This is a genomic window from Sphingomonas sp. IC4-52 (assembly GCF_020707225.1).
Lineage (GTDB): Bacteria > Pseudomonadota > Alphaproteobacteria > Sphingomonadales > Sphingomonadaceae > Sphingomonas.
Map to the genome: position 1 here is coordinate 230,323 of NZ_JAJFEU010000004.1, position 18,233 is coordinate 248,555.

At 65.9% G+C, this 18,233-nt stretch carries 15 protein-coding genes; 6 read left to right on the plus strand and 9 right to left on the minus strand.

From position 1 onward, the window contains the following. Nucleotides 1-11: 11 nt before the first annotated feature. The 4 genes from LK535_RS11960 to LK535_RS11975 form a co-directional block, all read right to left on the minus strand. Nucleotides 12-1,538: a cation:proton antiporter gene (locus LK535_RS11960; RefSeq protein WP_227772132.1), complete on the minus strand. Its 1,527-nt coding sequence runs from the start codon at nt 1,536-1,538 to the stop codon at nt 12-14. Further along, complete coding sequence (locus LK535_RS11965) at nt 1,535-2,737, minus strand: flavin monoamine oxidase family protein (RefSeq protein ID WP_227772133.1); 1,203 nt, start codon at nt 2,735-2,737, stop codon at nt 1,535-1,537. The genes LK535_RS11960 and LK535_RS11965 overlap by 4 nt, the downstream gene beginning before the upstream one ends. Before the next feature lie 192 nt (nt 2,738-2,929). After that, nucleotides 2,930-4,912, minus strand: a complete 1,983-nt coding sequence (locus tag LK535_RS11970; protein WP_227772134.1) for a S9 family peptidase — start codon at nt 4,910-4,912, stop codon at nt 2,930-2,932. A 112-nt stretch (nt 4,913-5,024) separates the two neighbouring features. Further along, entirely contained in the window at nt 5,025-7,679 is a 2,655-nt protein-coding gene (locus LK535_RS11975) for an ATP-binding protein (RefSeq protein WP_415837132.1), read from the minus strand. A 314-nt stretch (nt 7,680-7,993) separates the two neighbouring features. On the opposite strand from LK535_RS11975, the gene LK535_RS11980 reads away from it, so the two are divergent. After that, entirely contained in the window at nt 7,994-8,881 is an 888-nt protein-coding gene (locus LK535_RS11980) for a hypothetical protein (RefSeq protein ID WP_227772135.1), read from the plus strand. Nucleotides 8,882-8,946: 65 nt separating this feature from the next. On the opposite strand, the gene LK535_RS11985 is transcribed toward LK535_RS11980, so the two are convergent. Next, on the minus strand, nt 8,947-9,999 hold the full coding sequence (locus LK535_RS11985) for an NAD(P)-dependent alcohol dehydrogenase (protein WP_227772136.1): 1,053 nt from the start codon (nt 9,997-9,999) through the stop codon (nt 8,947-8,949). Between the two features lie 161 nt (nt 10,000-10,160). Here LK535_RS11985 and LK535_RS11990 point away from each other — a divergent pair, with 161 nt between their 5' ends. The 3 genes from LK535_RS11990 to LK535_RS12000 all read left to right on the plus strand — a co-directional run bounded on the left by LK535_RS11990 (nt 10,161) and on the right by LK535_RS12000 (nt 13,066). Beyond that, nucleotides 10,161-11,057 (plus strand): LysR family transcriptional regulator, encoded by an 897-nt coding sequence (locus tag LK535_RS11990; protein WP_227772137.1) that lies wholly within the window; start codon nt 10,161-10,163, stop codon nt 11,055-11,057. Nucleotides 11,058-11,212: 155 nt separating this feature from the next. Then, complete coding sequence (locus tag LK535_RS11995) at nt 11,213-12,418, plus strand: acyltransferase family protein (protein ID WP_227772138.1); 1,206 nt, start codon at nt 11,213-11,215, stop codon at nt 12,416-12,418. 75 nt (nt 12,419-12,493) lie between these two features. Beyond that, complete coding sequence (locus LK535_RS12000; protein ID WP_227772139.1) at nt 12,494-13,066, plus strand: LuxR C-terminal-related transcriptional regulator; 573 nt, start codon at nt 12,494-12,496, stop codon at nt 13,064-13,066. A gap of 100 nt (nt 13,067-13,166) precedes the next feature. Here LK535_RS12000 and LK535_RS12005 read toward each other — a convergent pair whose 3' ends face one another. The 3 genes from LK535_RS12005 to LK535_RS12015 form a co-directional block, all read right to left on the minus strand. Then, the gene (locus tag LK535_RS12005; RefSeq protein ID WP_415837133.1) at nt 13,167-13,715 is read right to left on the minus strand and encodes a fasciclin domain-containing protein; all 549 of its coding nucleotides are present in this window, start codon (nt 13,713-13,715) and stop codon (nt 13,167-13,169) included. A 211-nt stretch (nt 13,716-13,926) separates the two neighbouring features. After that, nucleotides 13,927-14,382 (minus strand): YaiI/YqxD family protein, encoded by a 456-nt coding sequence (locus LK535_RS12010; RefSeq protein ID WP_227772140.1) that lies wholly within the window; start codon nt 14,380-14,382, stop codon nt 13,927-13,929. Between the two features lie 55 nt (nt 14,383-14,437). Next, nucleotides 14,438-15,226, minus strand: coding sequence for a DUF1206 domain-containing protein (locus tag LK535_RS12015; RefSeq protein WP_227772141.1), 789 nt, complete (start codon nt 15,224-15,226; stop codon nt 14,438-14,440). Nucleotides 15,227-15,458: 232 nt separating this feature from the next. On the opposite strand from LK535_RS12015, the gene LK535_RS12020 reads away from it, so the two are divergent. Further along, on the plus strand, nt 15,459-16,232 hold the full coding sequence (locus LK535_RS12020) for an SDR family NAD(P)-dependent oxidoreductase (RefSeq protein ID WP_227772142.1): 774 nt from the start codon (nt 15,459-15,461) through the stop codon (nt 16,230-16,232). Between the two features lie 155 nt (nt 16,233-16,387). Then, on the plus strand, nt 16,388-17,557 hold the full coding sequence (locus tag LK535_RS12025; RefSeq protein ID WP_227772285.1) for a P1 family peptidase: 1,170 nt from the start codon (nt 16,388-16,390) through the stop codon (nt 17,555-17,557). 126 nt (nt 17,558-17,683) lie between these two features. On the opposite strand, the gene LK535_RS12030 is transcribed toward LK535_RS12025, so the two are convergent. Then, nucleotides 17,684-18,166: a GNAT family N-acetyltransferase gene (locus tag LK535_RS12030; protein WP_227772143.1), complete on the minus strand. Its 483-nt coding sequence runs from the start codon at nt 18,164-18,166 to the stop codon at nt 17,684-17,686. Nucleotides 18,167-18,233 lie beyond the last annotated feature (67 nt).

Here is an 18,233-nt window from a genome sequence, read left to right on the forward strand (position 1 = left end):
AATCAACGTCATCAAGCCTCCTCGATGCGTCGCTCCTCCTCGGTGCGCAGGCTTACCTCGGCAAAGTCGAGCTCTTCCTGCAGCACCAGGAAGGCATCCGCGCCAACCCGCTGAGCGTCGCGCAGCGCTTCGAGCCGCTCGCGCTGGTGACGGATGGCGGCGAGGCCAAGCGAGCGCTTCTGTGCGGTCGTCGCCGCGTCGTTGGTCAACTTCAGGCGATAGCCCCAGCGCCAGTGATCGGCTGCGGGCCCCCCGCTGTCCCGTAGCGCGGTGAGCGCCGCCTCGGCCATCTCGCGCCGCGCCCTGGCCAGTTCCTCGCCGAGCCCGTCGTCGCCGTCCAGCCGCAGACGACGGACCAGCGGAGCAAGCGTGAGCCCTTGAACTACCAATGTCGCGAGCACGACCGCAAAGGCCGTGAGGACGATAAGATCGCGCTGCGGAAACTGTGCGGGCAGGGCAAAGGCCGTGGCCAATGTTACCAGGCCGCGCATGCCGCACCATCCGACCAGCACCCCTTCGCCGAAGCGCGCGGGGGAAACGTCGCCGCGCAATCGGGGGAAATGGTGCGCGACCCGGTTGTAGAACAGCACCCACGCCAGACGCACGACGATCAGCGATGCGACCACTGCGCCCGCGAACCAGGCGGCATCCGCCAGCCGCGCCGCGCTCATGGCGCCGATGATGGTACGCGCTTGGAATCCCATCAGTAAAAAAGCGAAGACGTTCAGCAGGAACACCGCGCTGTCCCAGACGGCGAAGTCGTGAATGCGGGCGCGCGGCGGCGTTGCGAGGCCCGCCGAGCGCGCGATCGTCATCGCGAAGGTGACGAGGCAAAGCACCGCCGAAAGGTGCAGCCGTTCGGCAAGCAGCCAGGCGCCGAAGCCAGTGACGAACTGCAGAATGTTTCCGCTGAGCGTGCCCCAAACCAGCGGTTGGACCCGCCGCATGATCCATGCCAGCGCGAAGCCTAGTGCGATGCCGCCGGGGGCGGCCAGGCTGACGGTGAGCACCAGGCTGGCATCCACCCCGCCATGGCTTTGAATCAGGATGGCGGTGCTGAACAGCAGGAGGGCAGCGGCATCGTTGAGCAGGCTTTCGCCTTTCAGCACCGCCACCGTGCGGCGAGGCATGCGGACGCTGCCCGAGATGGCGGTCGCGGCGGCGGCATCGGGCGGGGCGACGATCGCGCCCAGCGCCAGGGCTGCGTAGAACGGCAGGCCCGCCCAGGTCATGCCCAGCCACGCTACCACGCCGGCGCTCAGCAGCACGGCGATCACGGCCAGCGCGAACAACGGCCGCCACAGGCGCTGCGCGGTACCGACCGGGAAGTCATAGGCAGCGTCGATCAATACGGGGGCGATGAACAGCGCCAGCGCGGTATGCGGATCGAGCGCAATCACCGGCGCACCAGGAATCCAGGCGAGCGCCACACCAGCGCCGGCGAGCAGGGCCGGGTAGGGGATCCCGCTTCTTCTCGCGACCTGGAGCAGCACGATCGCGATGCCAAGCAGCGCAAGCAGGCTTTCGAAGAAAGTCATTGCGGCATTGCCTGATGGACGTGCCGAGCGGCGACAATCCCGCTCTGCCACGCGCCATGCGCGGTGGAAAAATCGTGCGGGGAACAGGCCTCGCCGGCCAGGCAAAGCCAATCGTTGATCGGTCGCGCGAGCGTTGCGCGCGCACCTGCGTGGCCCGGCAAGGCATGGCTGTACGAGCCCAGGATCGTCGGCTCCTTCGCCCAGCGTGTTGCCAGCAGTGGCCGCAGTCCCTTCGCGAAATCAGCGCCGAGCAGCGCGCGCAATTCGCCAATCGCGAAATCGACTGCCGCACCCTGCTCCAGCGCGCGGGCATGAGCGCCGCCCAGGAAGCATTCGATTATCGGTCGTCCGAACGGCCGGAGATAATAGCTTCCGGTAGCTTCATCATCGAACCGGCCGAGCAGGTGCGATTCCGCGGGAACGGCTTCGGGATCGGCAAGCGAAAGGAATAGCTTATCGCCCAGCCCCAGGGGTAGCTGCGTGGCTGCGTGAAGATGATCCGCGGCGGCCGAAGGAAAACGGATGGCGCCATGCGTCAGGACCTCGGTGGACACGGTCACGATCACGGAGTGAGATCGGATGGCGCCTCGCCCGGTCTCGACGACGCCCGCTCGAATGGCGCTGACGGGAGTGTCTAGCATTATCGGCACGTCGCGGCCAAGCGCGGCGATGAACGCGCCGTAACCGTCGGGCAAGCGCCAATTATTGTCGCTGGCCGCATCGTCGTAGGCGGTGAAATCGCGAGCGGAGAGGCGGTCGGTTTCGACGCCATTGATGAAGCTGCTAAGCCCGTTGATGAACGGCTGCCACTCGGTCAGTGCGTCGCTCGCGCGGTCGCTTGCGGGCGGTGTCTTAGCGAGCCGATCAGTGAACGCCTCATAAGCCTGCCAGGCTTCCTGCTGCGCCTGTTTCGGGAAGTTGATCGCGCCCAGCTGATCACCCCAGGCCGCCTTGCTGCGATCGACGGCCACGCCGTGCGACTTTGCCAGCGCGCTCAACGGGTTGCGTTCTGCGGAATGTAGCCAGCCGCAGCCGAGATCGACGGGATAACCGCCCAGCATCACGGTGTGCGCCCGCCCGCCCAGCCGCGGCAGCGCCTCGATGATCAGAACCGATCGCCCCGCGTCGGTAAGCCACCGACCGGCCGCGATCCCGGCTGCGCCGCCGCCGACGATCACGACGTCGACTTCATCCTTCATTGCCGATCACCTGCCACGTCGAGCAGCGCAACGTGCGGGAGCAGGGGTGCGATCCGTAGCGCGAGCGGAGCGTATCGGCCGGTCATAGGGCCGCGGCGGCGGCTTTCGGCCGGGTTCCGGCCTGTTAGCGGGTCAGATTGGCCTGTTGCCCCGGCCGGCATCGACCGGGGCAATTTTGGGCGATTGCCGGGATCAGCGCGCCGGCTGCTGCTCGAACAGGCGACGCAGGAACACCGTCTCCACCTCGCGGCGAAGATCGTTGTTGGGCTTCTTCAGGAAGCCATGGCCCTCGTCGGCGAACAGGACATACCACGCCTCGTTGCCGTTCTGGCGCAGCTTCTCAACCACCTGGTCGGATTCGAGCTGCGGCACGCGCGGGTCATTGGCGCCCTGCATCACCAGCATCGGCTTCTTGATGCGATCGACGTTGGTGATCGGCGACACGCGCTCCAGCACCGCGCGCATCTTGGGATCACGCTCGTCGCCATATTCGGCGCGGCGGTTGTCGCGGCGATAGGCCTCGGTATTCTCGAGGAAGGTGATCCAGTTGCTGATGCCGTAGCGCTCGACGCCGCCGACCAGCCGGTCGGAATAATGCGTCATCACGGCAAGGCTCATGTAGCCGCCATAGGATTGGCCATAGACCGCGACGCGATTGGCATCGAGGTTCGGCTGCTCAGCGATCCAGTCGAGCAGCGCGCCGATGTCCTTCACCGAATCCTCGCGCTTCTCGGCATTGTCGAGGTTGAGGTAGCGCTTGCCATAGCCGTCGCTGCCGCGGACGTTGGGCAGGATCACCGTCGCCTTCAGCACGTCGGCGAAATATTGCGCACCGTAATTCCAGATCGGCCGCGTCTGCGCCTCCGGCCCGCCATGGATGTCGATGATCACCGGCGTCCGCGTCCCCGCGGGCACGCCTTTCGGCCGATAGACGAACGCCGGCACCGACAGGCCGTCGAACGACTTGAAGCGAATGAGCTCCGGCTCCGCGAGCTGCGCCGGATCAAGGTCGCCGAGTTCGGACGTGGTCCAGCGCGTCAGCTCCCCGCCATCGACGTCCCAGCTCCATACGTCGCCGGCGGAGGTGGCAGAGGTCAGGCCGATCGCCAGCTGCTTGCCGTCCGGCGAGAATTTCAGCGCGGTGAGCACGCCCTTGGGCAGCGTCGGCTGCGGCAGCGCGCGGCGGGTGATGCGATCCTGCACGACGACGCGCGAGAAGCCGTCCTCGTTCACGGCATAAGCGAGCACCCGGCCGTCATCGGTCAGGTCATAGCTTTCGACGTCCCACTTCAGGCCCGGGATCAGCACCATCTGCGCGCCGGTGGCGAGGTCGATCTCGACCAGCTGGCGGGTGTCGTTGCCGCGATCCGAAATCGCGATCAGCTTCTTGCCGCCGGGGAGGTAGCGCGGCGACTGATAGACGGCGACTTCGGCCTTGGGCGCGATGCGCCGTGCCTTGCCGGTGGCGAGATCGAGTTCGAATAGCTGGTCCTCGCGGTTCGACAGGCTGCGCACGAAGATCAGCCGCGACTTGTCAGGCGCAATGTCCGCCGGGGCCACGGCGCCGTCCGCCTGATACAAGGTGCGCGGCGTGCCGCCGGCCTTCGGATCGACGCCGAGGATCGTGTACGCCGCGCTGCCCTTGGTGGCGCGCGCCCAGGCGAGGAGGCTGCCGTCCTTGCTGAACACGGGCGAGCCGTTGCGCGTCCCCGCCTGCGTCAGCTGCTGCGCGGTGCCGGTCAGGCCCCGGGTGTAGAGCTGGAACCACTCGTCGCCGCCGGTGTCGCGCGTCATCACGAAACGGTCGGTGCCGGGGATCACGGTGGCGCTGGCGATCGGCTCCGCGCCGAAGGTGACCTGCGTGCGCGTCGCGCCGGGCTTTGCCACATGATGCAGCTGCTGCGTCGCGCCGAAGCGCGTGGCGATCAGCATCGACCCATCGGGCAGCCAATCCTCGAACTGCGCCGCGCGACTGTTCTGGTACCGCTGCACCGCCTCGCGCACATCGGCCGGGATTTCCGGCACGCCCGACAGGGTGGCGCTGCCGACCTGGCGCTGGCTGACCGCTGGAGCGCCGGCAGTCTGCGGGCTGGCGGTCTGCTGAGCGATGGTCTGAGCGGAGGCGCCGGCCGCAAGCGCGACGAGGGTGAGCGAGGCTGCGAAGTGTTTGAACATGCCACCCTGATCGGATGACGATGGTTATGCCGTCAAGCAGGAAGCGCGGTCGGCGACGTGCCCAGGCGCGCGGCGGCCGTGATGGCCCGCCGGCTCTGCACGGCGAGATCGCTCAGCGCTGTGCCAGAGAACCATCCCCCTCTTCGTCGTGCTTGCCCAGGACGTGGCGGACTTTGCGCGCCAATGCCTCGCGCGTGTACGGCTTGGACAGCAGCTCCACGCCCGGATCGAGGCGGCCATGATGGACGATGGCGTTTTCGGTATAGCCGGAGGTGAACAGCACGGAGAGCTGCGGCAGCCGCTCCTTTGCCTTGCGCGCCAGCTCCGGGCTGCGGAGCGGCCCCGGCATCACCACGTCGGTGAACAGCAGATCAATGGCAATGCCGCTTTCGATCACGTTCAGCGCGCTCAGCGCATCGCGGGATTTCAGCACGTGATAGCCCAGTTCCGACAGCAGGGCGACGGCGGTTTCGCGCACCTCGTCATCATCCTCGACGACCAGGACTGTTTCCGATCCGCCCCGCACCGGCGCGGCGCTGGTATCGGTAATCAGGTCTTCGTCCTCCACGGCGCGCGGCAGGTACAATTTGATGGTCGTACCTTCGTTCACCTCGCTGTAGATCTTCACATGCCCGCCGCTTTGCTTGACGAGCCCGTGCACCATCGACAGCCCTAGCCCAGTGCCCTTGCCCTCCGGCTTGGTGCTGAAGAACGGTTCGAACACTTGGTCGATGATGTCGCGCGGAATGCCCGATCCGGTGTCGGTCACCGCGATCATCACATATTGGCCGGGCGTTACGTCATCATGCTGGCGGCAATATTCGTCATCGAGGAAGGCGTTGTTCGCCTCAATCGTGAGCCGGCCGCCTTGCTCCATCGCATCGCGCGCGTTGATCGCGAGGTTGAGGATGGCATTCTCGATCTGGCCCGGATCGATCAGCGTGTTCCACAGCCCGCCTGCGATGATCGTCTCGATCTCCACATCCTCACCAATCGAGCGGCGAAGCAGGTCGTCCATGCTGCCGATCAGACGGCCGAGGTTGAGCACCTTGGGCTCGAGCGGCTGACGGCGGCCGAAGGCGAGCAGCTGTGAAGCGAGCTTGGCGCCGCGCGTGACGCCGGCCATGGCATTTTCCACCCGCTTTTCGGCGCGCGGATTGCCCGCCACGTCCCGAGTCAGCAGCTGGAGATTGCCGCTGATCACCTGCAGCAGGTTGTTGAAATCGTGGGCGACCCCGCCGGTCAGCTTGCCCAGGGCCTCCAGCTTCTGCGACTGGCGCAGTGCCTGTTCGACGGCCTCGCGCTCCTTCGCTTCATGGTGAAGCTGCTCCAGCGCCATGCGAAGCTCGTCGGTCCGCTCGGCGACCCGCTGTTCCAGCGTGTCGTTGAGCTGGTGGAGCTGGTCCTCCGCGCGCTTCTGATCGGTGACGTCATAGCCGTCCACGAAGATGCCGGAGACCGCGCCTTCGGAATCGAAGATCGGCTGATAGACCAGATGCACGAAGCGTTCCTCGGGCGTTGACCCGGGGGTGCGCTGAATCGCGACCGGCATGTTGCGGCCGACATACGGTTCCCCGCTGGCGAACACGCTGTCGAGTAGTTCGAAAAAGCCCTGTCCCTTGATTTCCGGAAGTGCTTCGCGGACGGGCAGGCCGATGAGGTCGCGATGGCCGACGAGCCTGAGATAAGCGTCGTTGACCAGTTCGAAGCGATGCTCTCGCCCGGCGAGAATGCACATGAAGCTGGGCGCCTGCCGGAACAATTCGCGGACCCGGTCACGCTCACGCGTGCGGCGCTCCATGAGCTCGGCACTGGCCAGCCGGGAGGCGATCTGGCCGGCGAGAAGCTCCAGAAAGCTCAGATATTCGTCGCTGACCTGGCGATAGGGATTGAGGCCGACGACGATCGCGCCGCGTGGGCGGCCACTGCGCTGACCGGCGAGGGGAACAATGGCCACCTGGCGTGGCGGCTTGTTCCAGGCGCCGCGCGGCAGATCGCCTTCGGGTGCGTCCTCGACGATTACGCCCTTGTCGCGCGAGATCCGCGCCAGATTCCAGTGATCGGGTGCTGCCAGCGCGTGATCCGGTGCCATGCCCGCTGCAGCGACAAGCGAAGGCGCCGCATCCTCGCGGAAGAGATATACCAGGCTGAACGGCAGGTCGTGGCTGTTGTGGGCGAGGCCGGCGCGGATCGCCTCGAACACCTCCTGCTGCTCCTGCGCCGCGGCAAGCCCGGATGCGAGCTCCCGCAGGGACGCAAGCCGCCGTTCGCTGATGACCCTGTCGGTTTCCTCCGACACAGCGCAGAACACGCCTTCGACCTTGCCGGTGTCACCGATCAGCGGGCTGTAGGAGAAGGTGTGGTAGGTTTCCTCGGGATAGCCATTGCGTTCGAGCACCAGCAGGAGCGCGCGATCCCAGGTCGACTCTCCCGTTTGGTAAACGGTTGCCAGCCGGTCCTTGATATCGTCCCAGATCTCGGCCCAGAGGACCTGTGTTGGCACACCCAGCGAGCGGGGATGCTTGATCCCCAAAGTGGGCCGATAGGCATCGTTGTAGAAGAAGTTGATGTCCGGGCCCCAGCCAAGCCACATCTCGAACCGTGAGGTTAGCAGCAGGCGAAGGGCAACCTTCAGGGCATTGGGCCAGCTTTCCGGCGTTCCGAGCGAGGTCGCGGACCAATCGTGCGCCCGCATGAGCCGCGCCATTTCGCCGTCTCCGACGAAGACATCGGCAAGAGTGCCGTGACCGGGAACTTGGATCGTCAATACCTTGGCTCCGGATTCATCGACCTGCGACTAGCGCCGGGCTGTTGATAATTCCAGCCACACGCCCGTCTTGATCGGCCTGCAGATCATGTTCCTTGGCGAGGCCGGCGCGGTGGCCGCGCCGGACGCAGGTCGAGCGATGACGATCAGAGATGGACGCCCGCGATCCCTGCCTGAAAGCCTGGTAATCAGTACAGCGACGGGATCGTTGAACTTGATGAAGACAGAATTTGCCCGTGCATTGCACGACTTCTTCCAACTCCAGTACAGGTATGTCATTCCCCCCGCCGTTCAGGGGTGGGGGCGTCTCGATCGTGTGCGAAGAGGTGTATGATTCACATTTTCAGGTGAAATACCGGACGGCAGCATCAATCCTGGCGCACCCTGAATATTCAAAAGCGCGGGTTGCCTATTTGAATGGTGTTCTCGCGCTTTATGGCGATGACGTGTTTCTCAACCGGTTGTTGCTGGAAGGGGCGCGGACCGTGATTTTCGCGGTGGCCATCTGCCTGGATGCCGGTTTTCGCGAAGAAGATCGCGATACCTGGCCGACGATCAGCAATCTGAAAAAGGCGCTTGCCCCTTTCGGGCTGGCGAGCCCGCGGCGGATCGAGCAGGTCGTCTCCCGTCTGATCCAGACCGGTTATCTGGAAAGCCGCGTGTCGCCGCACGACGCACGGGTGCGGCTGCTGGCGCCGACGCCGAAGATGCTTGCGCACGATCAGGAATGGCTGATCAGTCATTACCGGCCCCTCGCGATCCTGTTCGGGGAGGACCGTTACGCGCGCGCGCTGGGACGCGATCCGGCGTTCCAGCGGGTGCAGCGCGGCGTCGCCTGCGACTTCTTCGTTCAATCCGCGATGGTGTTGCTCCGCAACCCGGACATCATGCTGTTCCTGGCGCGCGATGCCGGCATCCTGGTGCTGCTCCGACTGGTAAGCGCGACGCTGGTGTCGGGGTCAGCTACCGTATCGCTTTCGCTGGCCGACCTCGCCAGAAGCTGCTCGATCTCACGGACCCATGTTCGTCAGTTGCTCAATGATGCGCAGGCTCAGGGTCTCGTTCAGATCAGCCAGGCCGCGCGCCAGATCACCATTCTCCCGCGCGCGCTGCAGAGCCTGGACCAATTCATCGCGGACGGCATGTCCAATCATGACCTGACCGGCGCTGCGGCCATGCGTGTGCTGGAAGCCGCGGCGTAGCGCCGCTCCGACGCCCGCGAGCGGCGGCGCGCCCGACAGGGAGGCGCCGCCGCGGCCCGATCGTGTCAGGCAGCCATGGTCGCGTTGTCGATGACGAAGCGGTACTTCACATCGCTGCGCAGCATCCGTTCATAGGCAGCGTCGATCTCCTGCGCGGAAATCATCTCGATGTCAGCGACGATGCCGTGCTCGGCGCAGAAATCGAGCATTTCCTGCGTCTCCGCGATGCCGCCGATCAGCGAACCGGCAATGGCACGTCGGCGGAAGATCAGCGCCGACACATCCGGCGAGGGGTGTGCATGTTCGGGCACGCCGACCAGCGTCAACGTCCCGTCGCGCTTCAGCAGGGCCGTGAACGCGTCCAGATTATGGCTCGCCGCCACGGTATCGAGGATGAAATCGAAGCTGTCAGCGTGCGCCGCCATCTCCTCGTCGTTGCGCGACACCACGACTTCGTCTGCCCCCAGCGCCTTTGCATCCTCCCGCTTGCTCTCGGAGGTGGTGAAGGCAACCACATGCGCGCCCATCGCGTGCGCTAGCTTCACGCCCATATGGCCCAAACCGCCGATGCCGACGATGCCCACCTTCTTGCCGGGGCCGACGTTCCAGTGACGCAGCGGCGAATAGGTGGTGATGCCGGCGCACAGCAGCGGTGCCACAGCGGCAAGCTGCTCCTCGGCATGGCGTACCTTCAGCACGAACTTGTCGTCGACCACGATCTGCTGCGAATAGCCGCCCAGCGTGTGCCCGGGCGCGTCGGGGGTCGGTGAATTATAGGTGCCGGTGAAGCCGTTCTCGCAATATTGTTCCAGCCCTTCGCCGCAGGAGGCGCAATGCTGGCAGCTGTCGACCATGCAGCCGACGCCGACGATGTCGCCGACCTGAAACCTGGTAACGTCCGCGCCTACCGCGCTGACCCGGCCGACAATCTCATGACCGGGCACGCAGGGGTAGATCGTGCCGCTCCATTCGGCCCGGATCTGGTGGAGATCCGAATGGCAGACGCCGCAATATGCGATGTCGATCTGCACGTCGTGGGCGCTGGGTGCCCGACGTTCGATGCTCATGCGCTCGACCGGCTTGTCCGCGCCATGTGCGCCATAGGCAATGGTAGCCATTGGTGATGCTCCTTCCTTGCTGTGATTTGGGGATGAGCGCTGACCCGGCGGCCAGAGCGGCCGGGATGCGGCCCGTCTTCCCATGTGCCCCCAACATAGCGTCGACGCGTTCCGGCGATTAGAAGCGATGATCTGCATGCAGTTGTGAATGGAGTTCAAGAATGAACCGGCAGCACCTCGCCGAGCTGACGGCATTCTTGGCGGTTGCGCGGGAGCGGAGCTTTACCCGCGCGGCGGCGCAGATGGGGGTCACGCCCTCCGCACTCAGCCACAGCATGCGCGCGCTGGAGGAGCGGCTGGGCATTCGCCTGCTCAACCGCACCACGCGCAGCGTCACTCCGACCGGGGCGGGAGAACGGCTGCTGGGCGCGCTGGCGCCGCGTTTCGAAGAGATCGAAGCGGAAGTCGCGGCGCTGAGCGCCCTGCGTGAACGTCCGGCCGGCACGGTGCGGATCAGCGCGGACGAACATTCGCTGACCACGGTGCTGTGGCCCGCCCTGGAACCGGTGCTTCGCGATTACCCCGACATCCAGGTCGAGATCGACACGGATTACCGACTGACCGACATCGTCGCCGAACGGTTCGATGCCGGCGTTCGCTTCGGCGACATCATCGCCAAGGATATGATCGCGGTGCCGATCGGGCCCGAAGCCCGCATGATTGCGGCCGGCTCTCCGGGATATTTCGCCGCTCACGGCCGGCCAGAGACGCTGGAGGATCTGACCACGCATGTCTGCATCAACCTGCGCCTGCCCACCTACGGCGGCCTTTATGCCTGGGAGTTCGAGCAGGACGGGAACGAGCGACGGGTATGGGTGCAGGGGCAGCTGACCTTTTCATCGGTATTCCCGATCCTTGCTGCGGCGCGGGCGGGGTTCGGCATCTGCTACCTGCCGCAGTCACTGTTACAGCCACATATCGACAGCGGGGCGTTGGAAGCCGTGCTCACCCGATGGTCACCGCCGTTTCCGGGATATCACCTTTACTATCCCAGTCGTCGCCAGCCGACCCCGGCCTTTGCCGTCATCGTGGAAGCGCTGCGCTACCGCGCTGCGTGAACCCGGCGGGCGATCATTGCCCAACCATTCGGGATTACGTCCATATAAGCACCGGATCATGGCGGCACTTGCCCTAGATTGACGCCGTTCACCGCCGCCGATCGTCTTCGGCCCGCCGCGGCGTCGAGGGAGGGAGGAGCAGCCTGTCCGAACAAGTGGCAGTTGCAGCGGTACGCGGCGCGGATCAGTCATCGCCCCGGGCGCCGTCGCCATCCACGCGTGAGCCGCATTGGGATGCGTTGCGCGCGCTGCTGATGCTGCTGGGTATTCCGTTTCACGCAACGCATCCGTTCCGCGTGGGCGGCGGCTGGATGATCAGCAGCCCCGATCAATCCGTCCCGCTGACCTATGTCATGCACTTCCTGCATCTGTTCAGGATGCACGGTTTCTTCGTCATCGCTGGCTATTTCGCGGCCATGCTGCTGGCGCGTCGCGATCCGGCCGAATGGCTGCGCGGCCGCATGACGAGGCTAGGTATTCCGCTGGTCTTCGGGCTGATCGTCCTGGTGCCGATCATGCACCTGGGCGTTGCGTTGCAAAGCGCGCCGCCCGGCGGCGTTCTTGCCAGCTGGGCTGACCAGACGCTGCCGCCCAGCCGATCGACAACTGAGCATCTCTGGTTCCTGATCGTGCTGATCTACTACAGCGCGCTTGCGGCCGGGCTGGTCATGCTGATGCCGGGGCGCCGGCTGGTGGCGATTGCCCCGTCGCTGGATCGCCGGATTGCCGGGCACGCGGGCCTGCTGCTCTTCCTTTACGCGGTGGCGACCGGCTGCTTCACCTTCCTTGTCGGCAAGATGGAGGGGCGGGTGATGGCCGAGGATTCCTTCGCCGCCGACGTGCTGACCCTGCATTTTGCCTGGATGTATGCGCCGTATTTCGCCCTTGGCATGATCATCCAGCGCACAGCAGGGCTGCGGAGCGCCGTTACCCGCTGGATGTGGCCGCTCACCGTGATCGGCGCGGGTGCGGCTTTCGTCCTGCTGACGCGGGCGTCGGCGCTGCCCTGGGCGCTCGTTTGTATCCTGCGCGCGGTGGCGGCGATCGGTCTCAGCCAGTTCCTGATCGCTGGCGTGTTTGCCTTGTTCAATCGCGGACATCCCTGGGTGAAGGAGGTGGTGGACGCGTCCTTCGCCATCTACCTGCTCCACTTGCCGGCGCTGGTGTTCCTGTTCTGGGCGGTCGACGGCCTCCCGCTTCCGGTGACCGCGCGCTTCCTGTTGCTCACGATCGGGACGCTCGCGCTGTGCTGGGCCGCGTGGCTGGTTATCAGGCGCCATGCCGTGCTGCAGCTTCTGTTCAGCGGATTGTCGCCCGGCGCGCGCACCGGATCGGCGCCCCGCCCAATACCGGCGCGATGACGGCGGCTCCCGGCGATCGCCGCGTCACCATCGGCGCGTTTGCCAGAAATGCCGGAATCCGGCTAACATGAAGCAATGTCCCCGCACGCCATGATCGAAGGCAGTTCCGTCGCTGCGGTGATCAGCGACCCCCATCTGCCGGACACACCGATCATCGCCTGCAACGAAGCCTTCGTGGCCCTGACCGGCTATGCGCAAGACGAAGTGGTGGGCCGCAACTGCCGCTTCCTGCGCGGGCCTGACACCGAGGCGGATCTGACCGACGAGCTGAGGCGCGCGGTGCAGGAGCGGCGAACCACGCTGGTAGAGATCCTCAATTACCGCAAGGACGGCACGCCCTTTCGCAATGCCGTGATGCTGGCGCCGATATTCGATGCGGACGGCGCCTTGCGGTACATTCTCGGATCGCAATATCCGGTTTCCGCAGACAATCCGGCCTCGCCGTCGCGTGACGCCATTGCGCGACTCTCCACCCGGCAACGCGACGTGCTGGTCAGGATGGCCGCCGGCCGCATGAACAAGCAGATCGCCTATGAACTGCAGATCAGCGAGCGAACGGTGAAGATGCACCGCGCGGCGTTGCTGAAGGCGCTGGGCTGTCGCACCGCGGCCGAGGCGATCCGGGCGGCCGTGGAAGCGGGGCTTTGAGCGAGGGGTGATGGGGAGGCGTTGGGAGGCGCCTCCCCATCCGCTGTCCCTGAGCAGGGGGAGCATCCAGGGACAGGCCCGGGGCAGGGCAGATGAAGCGTCAGGCGCTGGGCAGCAGCACCTTGTTGATGACGTGCACTACGCCGTTTGATTGCGGCACGTCCGCGGTGGTGACCGTCGCGCTGCCGCCCGCAGCGTCGGTGATCATCACATTGCTGCCGGACATGCTGGCCTTCAGCTTCGCGCCCTGAACCGTGGTAAGAGTGGCGATGCCGCCGCCGGCGCGGATCTGGCGGGCAAGATCAGCCGCCGTCACCTTCCCGGCCACGACGTGATAGGTGAGGACAGAGCTCAGTTGCGCCTTGTTGGCAGGCTTCAGCAGCGTGTCCACCGTGCCTGGTGGCAAGGCATCGAAGGCGGCGTTGGTGGGGGCGAATACGGTGAACGGGCCGGGGCCGCTCAACGTGTCCACCAGTCCGGCGGCCTTCACTGCCGCGACCAATTTGCTGAGATCGGGAAGGGCGGCGGCATTCTCAACGATGGTCCGCGATGCCTGCGGTGTGGCGGCGGACTGGGCATTGGCGTGGACGGGGGCGGCGAGAGCCATACCGCTGGCGGCGAGGATCATGAGGTGGCGAAACGCTGGCATATCCGTTCCTTTGAGATCTGATGCTTGTTCTGATCCCGCTGAATGCACGCTCCGCTAAGTTGTTTCGTCCCGCGAGAGCGGCCGCGCGCGGCGAAAAATCTGCTATCCTGCTGCCAAATCTAGGAAATATCGGATTGCGCGCCGGTGACCTGCCCATAGGTACAGGTGCGGCGGACGGGCTGTTGGCCGCGGCTGCGAACGGGCCGCGCGGCTAACGCTTCAAACGTACAAGCGCCTCATCCAGCGCGGAAAGGAAGCGCGAGCGGTCTTCCTTGCTGAACGGGGGCGGGCCGCCCACGCGGTCCCCGCCGGCGCGAAGATCGCTCATGATCGCGCGCACTGCTACGGCATTCCCGATCGAACTGGTCGTGAACGGGCGGCCATTCGCGCCAAGCACCGCACCTGCCCCGCCTTTGAGGCAGCGATCGGCGAGCAGGATGTCGGATGTGATGACCACGGCGGCGCCATCAACATGATCGGCAATCCAGTCATCAGCGGCGTCAAAGCCGCCATCCACTACGATCCGGTTGATCAGCGGATGTTGGGGTACGCGCAGATAAGCGTTGCTGACTAATGTTACCGGTACTTCGCGGCGATACGCGACGCGGTAGATTTCCTCCTTCACGGGGCAGGCATCGGCATCGACGAGAATTCTGGGCAGGTTCATCGCTCTCTCTTGCCACAGAAGGTGTCGTGCTGCGCCCCCGCGGCGTTGCGCTCGACTATGCGCGACCGGTGGCGCGACGCACGATGCCGTCCACGGGCGCGTCGTGCAGCCGTCGATAGCGGGCCTCGACCAAGCCGAAAATGCCAAAGCCGAGCAGCCCCACGGCAATCACAAGGTCCCACGGGTTGGTGAGCCACGCCAGCGCCTTGTCCATGCCGCCGGCTGCGTTGCCCTGTTCCTCCGATCCCGCGCGCAGCAGGAAATAGCCGCTGATCATGAACACGAAGCCGCGTGCGGCATAGCCTATGCGGCCGCTCCATTGCGCCCACGGCTGGCGAGCCACGGCGGGGTCGAGATATTCCAGGAAGGTTGCCTTCACCGCCTTGACCAGTTGCAGGATCCCGACGCCGACGAGCACCACGCCCCCCAGCATCACGATCACGCTCCCCCCCGGCAGTGATAGCGCGGTTTCGGCGCCCTCACGGGTGGAATCGCCCGAGGACGCCGCGCCCTGCATCAGCCGCACCGCCTGCCATGCAAGGAACAGATGGACGATCCCGCTGGCGGCCGCGCCCACGCGCTCGAGCGCACCGTCGCGATCACTGCCGTGGCGTTCGATGTCGAAGGCAGCGTCGGACAGTCTCCAGATTCCATAGCCCAGCAGCCCCGCGGCCATTACGCCCAGCAGCAACTGGCCGCCGCTTTCGCCCAGATATTGAAGGGCACCGGCGGGGTCTTCCGCCCGCCCGGTGCGCAGGATCAACACCGCAATCACGATATAGAGCGCCCCGCGGGTGGCGAACCCCAGCCGGGTTAGTGTCGTCAACCGTGCGCTGGCATTCATCGGCGATGTCCTCTCGATCCCGCAAACCGCTGGGACGCGGAGTTCGTTCCGGGCGCGCAAGATTGGCTGCGTGGCGCCGGACGCCGAGAGACGCATGAGGGGGCGGACGGTGCCTCTCTGGTGTCAGAGGCAAGACGTGCTTGCCATCGCGCACGCGGTGGGGCGATGCAGGTGCGGGCAGAAAATCCCGCATGCCGGCACGATCGAGAGCGGCGGAACAGGAGAGAGGCGAATGGACCTGCAGCTTACCGGAAAGACGATCTTCGTGGCGGGGGGCAGCCGCGGCATCGGCCTTGGCATTGTCGAAGCGTGCCTTGGGGAAGGCGCGCGGGTGGCCATGACGGCGCGGGGTGCCGAGGCTCTGGCCGCGACCCATGCGGCGGTCGCCGACCGCTATGGCGCCGACGCGATCTGGAGCGCGGCCGGCGACATGACCGATCCCAAGCAGGTGGAGCAGGTGATCACCGATGCCGAAGCGGCGATGGGGCCCTTGTGGGGCGCTGTCGCCAATGTCGGCCTGCATCCATGCCCGCCAGGGTTCGAGGTGGATGATGAAACATGGCGCGGCGGCATGGCGCAGAATCTCGATTCCGCCTTTTACCTGGCGCGAGCGGCGCTGCGCCGGATGGCGCCACGCGGCGAAGGTTCGCTGCTGATGATCGGCTCCATCGCTGGGCTCGCCGCACTCGGCACACCGCTGACCTATGGCACCGCCAAGGCTGCGATGGGGCACCTCGCCAAGGAACTGGCGGTGATCGCCGGGCCAAAAGGGGTTCGGGTAAACACCATCGCGCCCGGCAACATCATCTTTCCCGGGGGCGATTGGGAGGAACGCTCCACGGGGCCGCGGGCCGAAAGCTGGTGGCGTTGGATCCGGCGCGAGGTGCCGCTGCAGCGCTTTGGCCGGCCAGAGGAGATCGGCAGCGTAGCGGCGTTTCTGCTCAGCCCGCTCGCGAGCTTCGTCACCGGCGCGATCGTGCCCGTCGATGGCGGGCAGGATCGCTGACCTGCCGGTGAGCCGGTGCCGGCACCGGCGCTGGACAGTGACGGCGGATGTGCGAAGACGCGCCCTGACGCTGGTGAGGTGGCACTGGCGGGTTCAGGGGGGATGGACAGGCAATGGCGAAGCTGGGGCGGCTTGGGCGGCTGATCGGATGTGCGATGCTGGGTAGCGGGTTGCTGGCGATGAGCACGGGCTTGCGGGCCGATCCGGCGCAGCCGGCGCCAACCCGAGCGCGGGAGGCTGGCATTCGCTTCGGCATTCTGACCCCTGGGCCACTCAACGCGATCACGGACGTCACGGGCGTTCGGGTCGGCCACGCGACGCTGGTGGACGGGGAGCGCGTGCATACCGGCGTGACCGCCATCCTTCCGCACGGCGACAACCTGTTCCAGAACAAGGTGCCGGCGGGGTTCAGCGTCGGCAACGGCTTTGGCAAGTTCGCCGGCAGCACTCAGGTAGAGGAACTGGGCGAGCTCGAGACGCCGATCCTGCTCACCAACACGCTCTCCGTGCCCGAAGCCGCGGCCGCCACGATCGAATGGACGCTGGCGCAACCCGGCAACGATCAGGTGCAATCGGTGAATGCGGTGGTCGGCGAGACCAACGACTCTTTCCTCAACGACATTCGCGCACGCACGGTTACGATCGCCACCGCGCGTGAGGCGATCACCGCGGCAAAGCCCGGCTCGGTCGCCGAAGGCGCCGTGGGCGCCGGCGCCGGCACGGTGGCCTTCGGCTACAAGGGCGGGATCGGAACCAGCTCGCGCGTGCTGCCCAAGTCGCTGGGTGGCCATACCGTTGGCGTGCTGGTGCAGAGCAATTACGGCGGGGTGCTCACGATCGCCGGCATGCCAGTGGGTGAGCGGCTGGGCGGTTATCTGTTCGAGGATGCCGTGGACCGCCAGCAGGGCGACGGCTCGGTCATCGTAGTGATCGCCACCGATGCTCCGCTGTCCGATCGCAATCTGAAGCGGCTTGCCGCGCGCGCCTTTCTTGGTATCGCCCGCACCGGATCGCCGATGACCAACGGCTCCGGCGATTATGCCATCGCCTTTTCCACCCATGCGGACGTGCGTCGTACGCAGCAGCGGCGTGGCATCGTCAGCAGCTATCCCGATGTCGGCAACGATCAGATGACGCCGCTTTTCCAGGCAGTGAGCGAAGCGACCGAGGAAGCGGTCATCAACTCGTTGTTCGCTGGCCAAACGGTGAAGGGATATCGCGGCACCGTTGATCGCTTGCCGGTCGAAAAGGTTGTAGCGATGTGGCGCCAGATGCACCGGAGCGACGATCCCGCCGGGCGGGGCGAGGGCAAGCGCCGGCGGTAAGGCGTCGGCGGGGCACCCTCTGGCGCAGCGGCGCGGTGTCCTCGCACAGTCTTGTTGCCGCGGCGCTCCCCCAACCGGCCGTGACGCCGCGCGGATGATGCAGCCAGCACGAGGCTTCGGTCCGGGCTACAGGGTGCGGAACATCACCAGTGCGTCGACAAAGCCGTGGTCCGGGTGATCGAACGCGCCGGGCAGGCGGCCGACGATGTCAAAGCCGAGCCGCTGCCAGAGGCGAACGGCTGCCGCATTGCTGCTGATGACGAAGTTGAATTGCATCGCGCGATAGCCGCGCGCCCGGGCAATCATCATGGATTGTTCGCACATGAACTGGCCGGCACCGCGCCCGCCGGCATCCTGCCGGGTCATGTAGCCGCAGTTGCAGACGTGCCGCCCGCCGCCGGCCTGATTGGCCCGAAGATAAAAGGTGCCGATGATGTCACCGCCATCCTCGAGAACAAACGTCTCCTTGTCCGCGGCCATCCAGTAGGAGATTGCATCGGCTACGCTCATGTCCCGATCGAGCGCATAGGTCGCGCCTTCCGCAATGGTGGGCATGATGATCGCTGCAATGGCAGAGCAGTCCGCTTCTCGTGCTTCCCGGATCAGCATTGCAGCCCCTTTCGTCGTTCGTTTCGTGCGATCCGCACGCCCAGCCCCCTTATGGTTCACGCCGGCA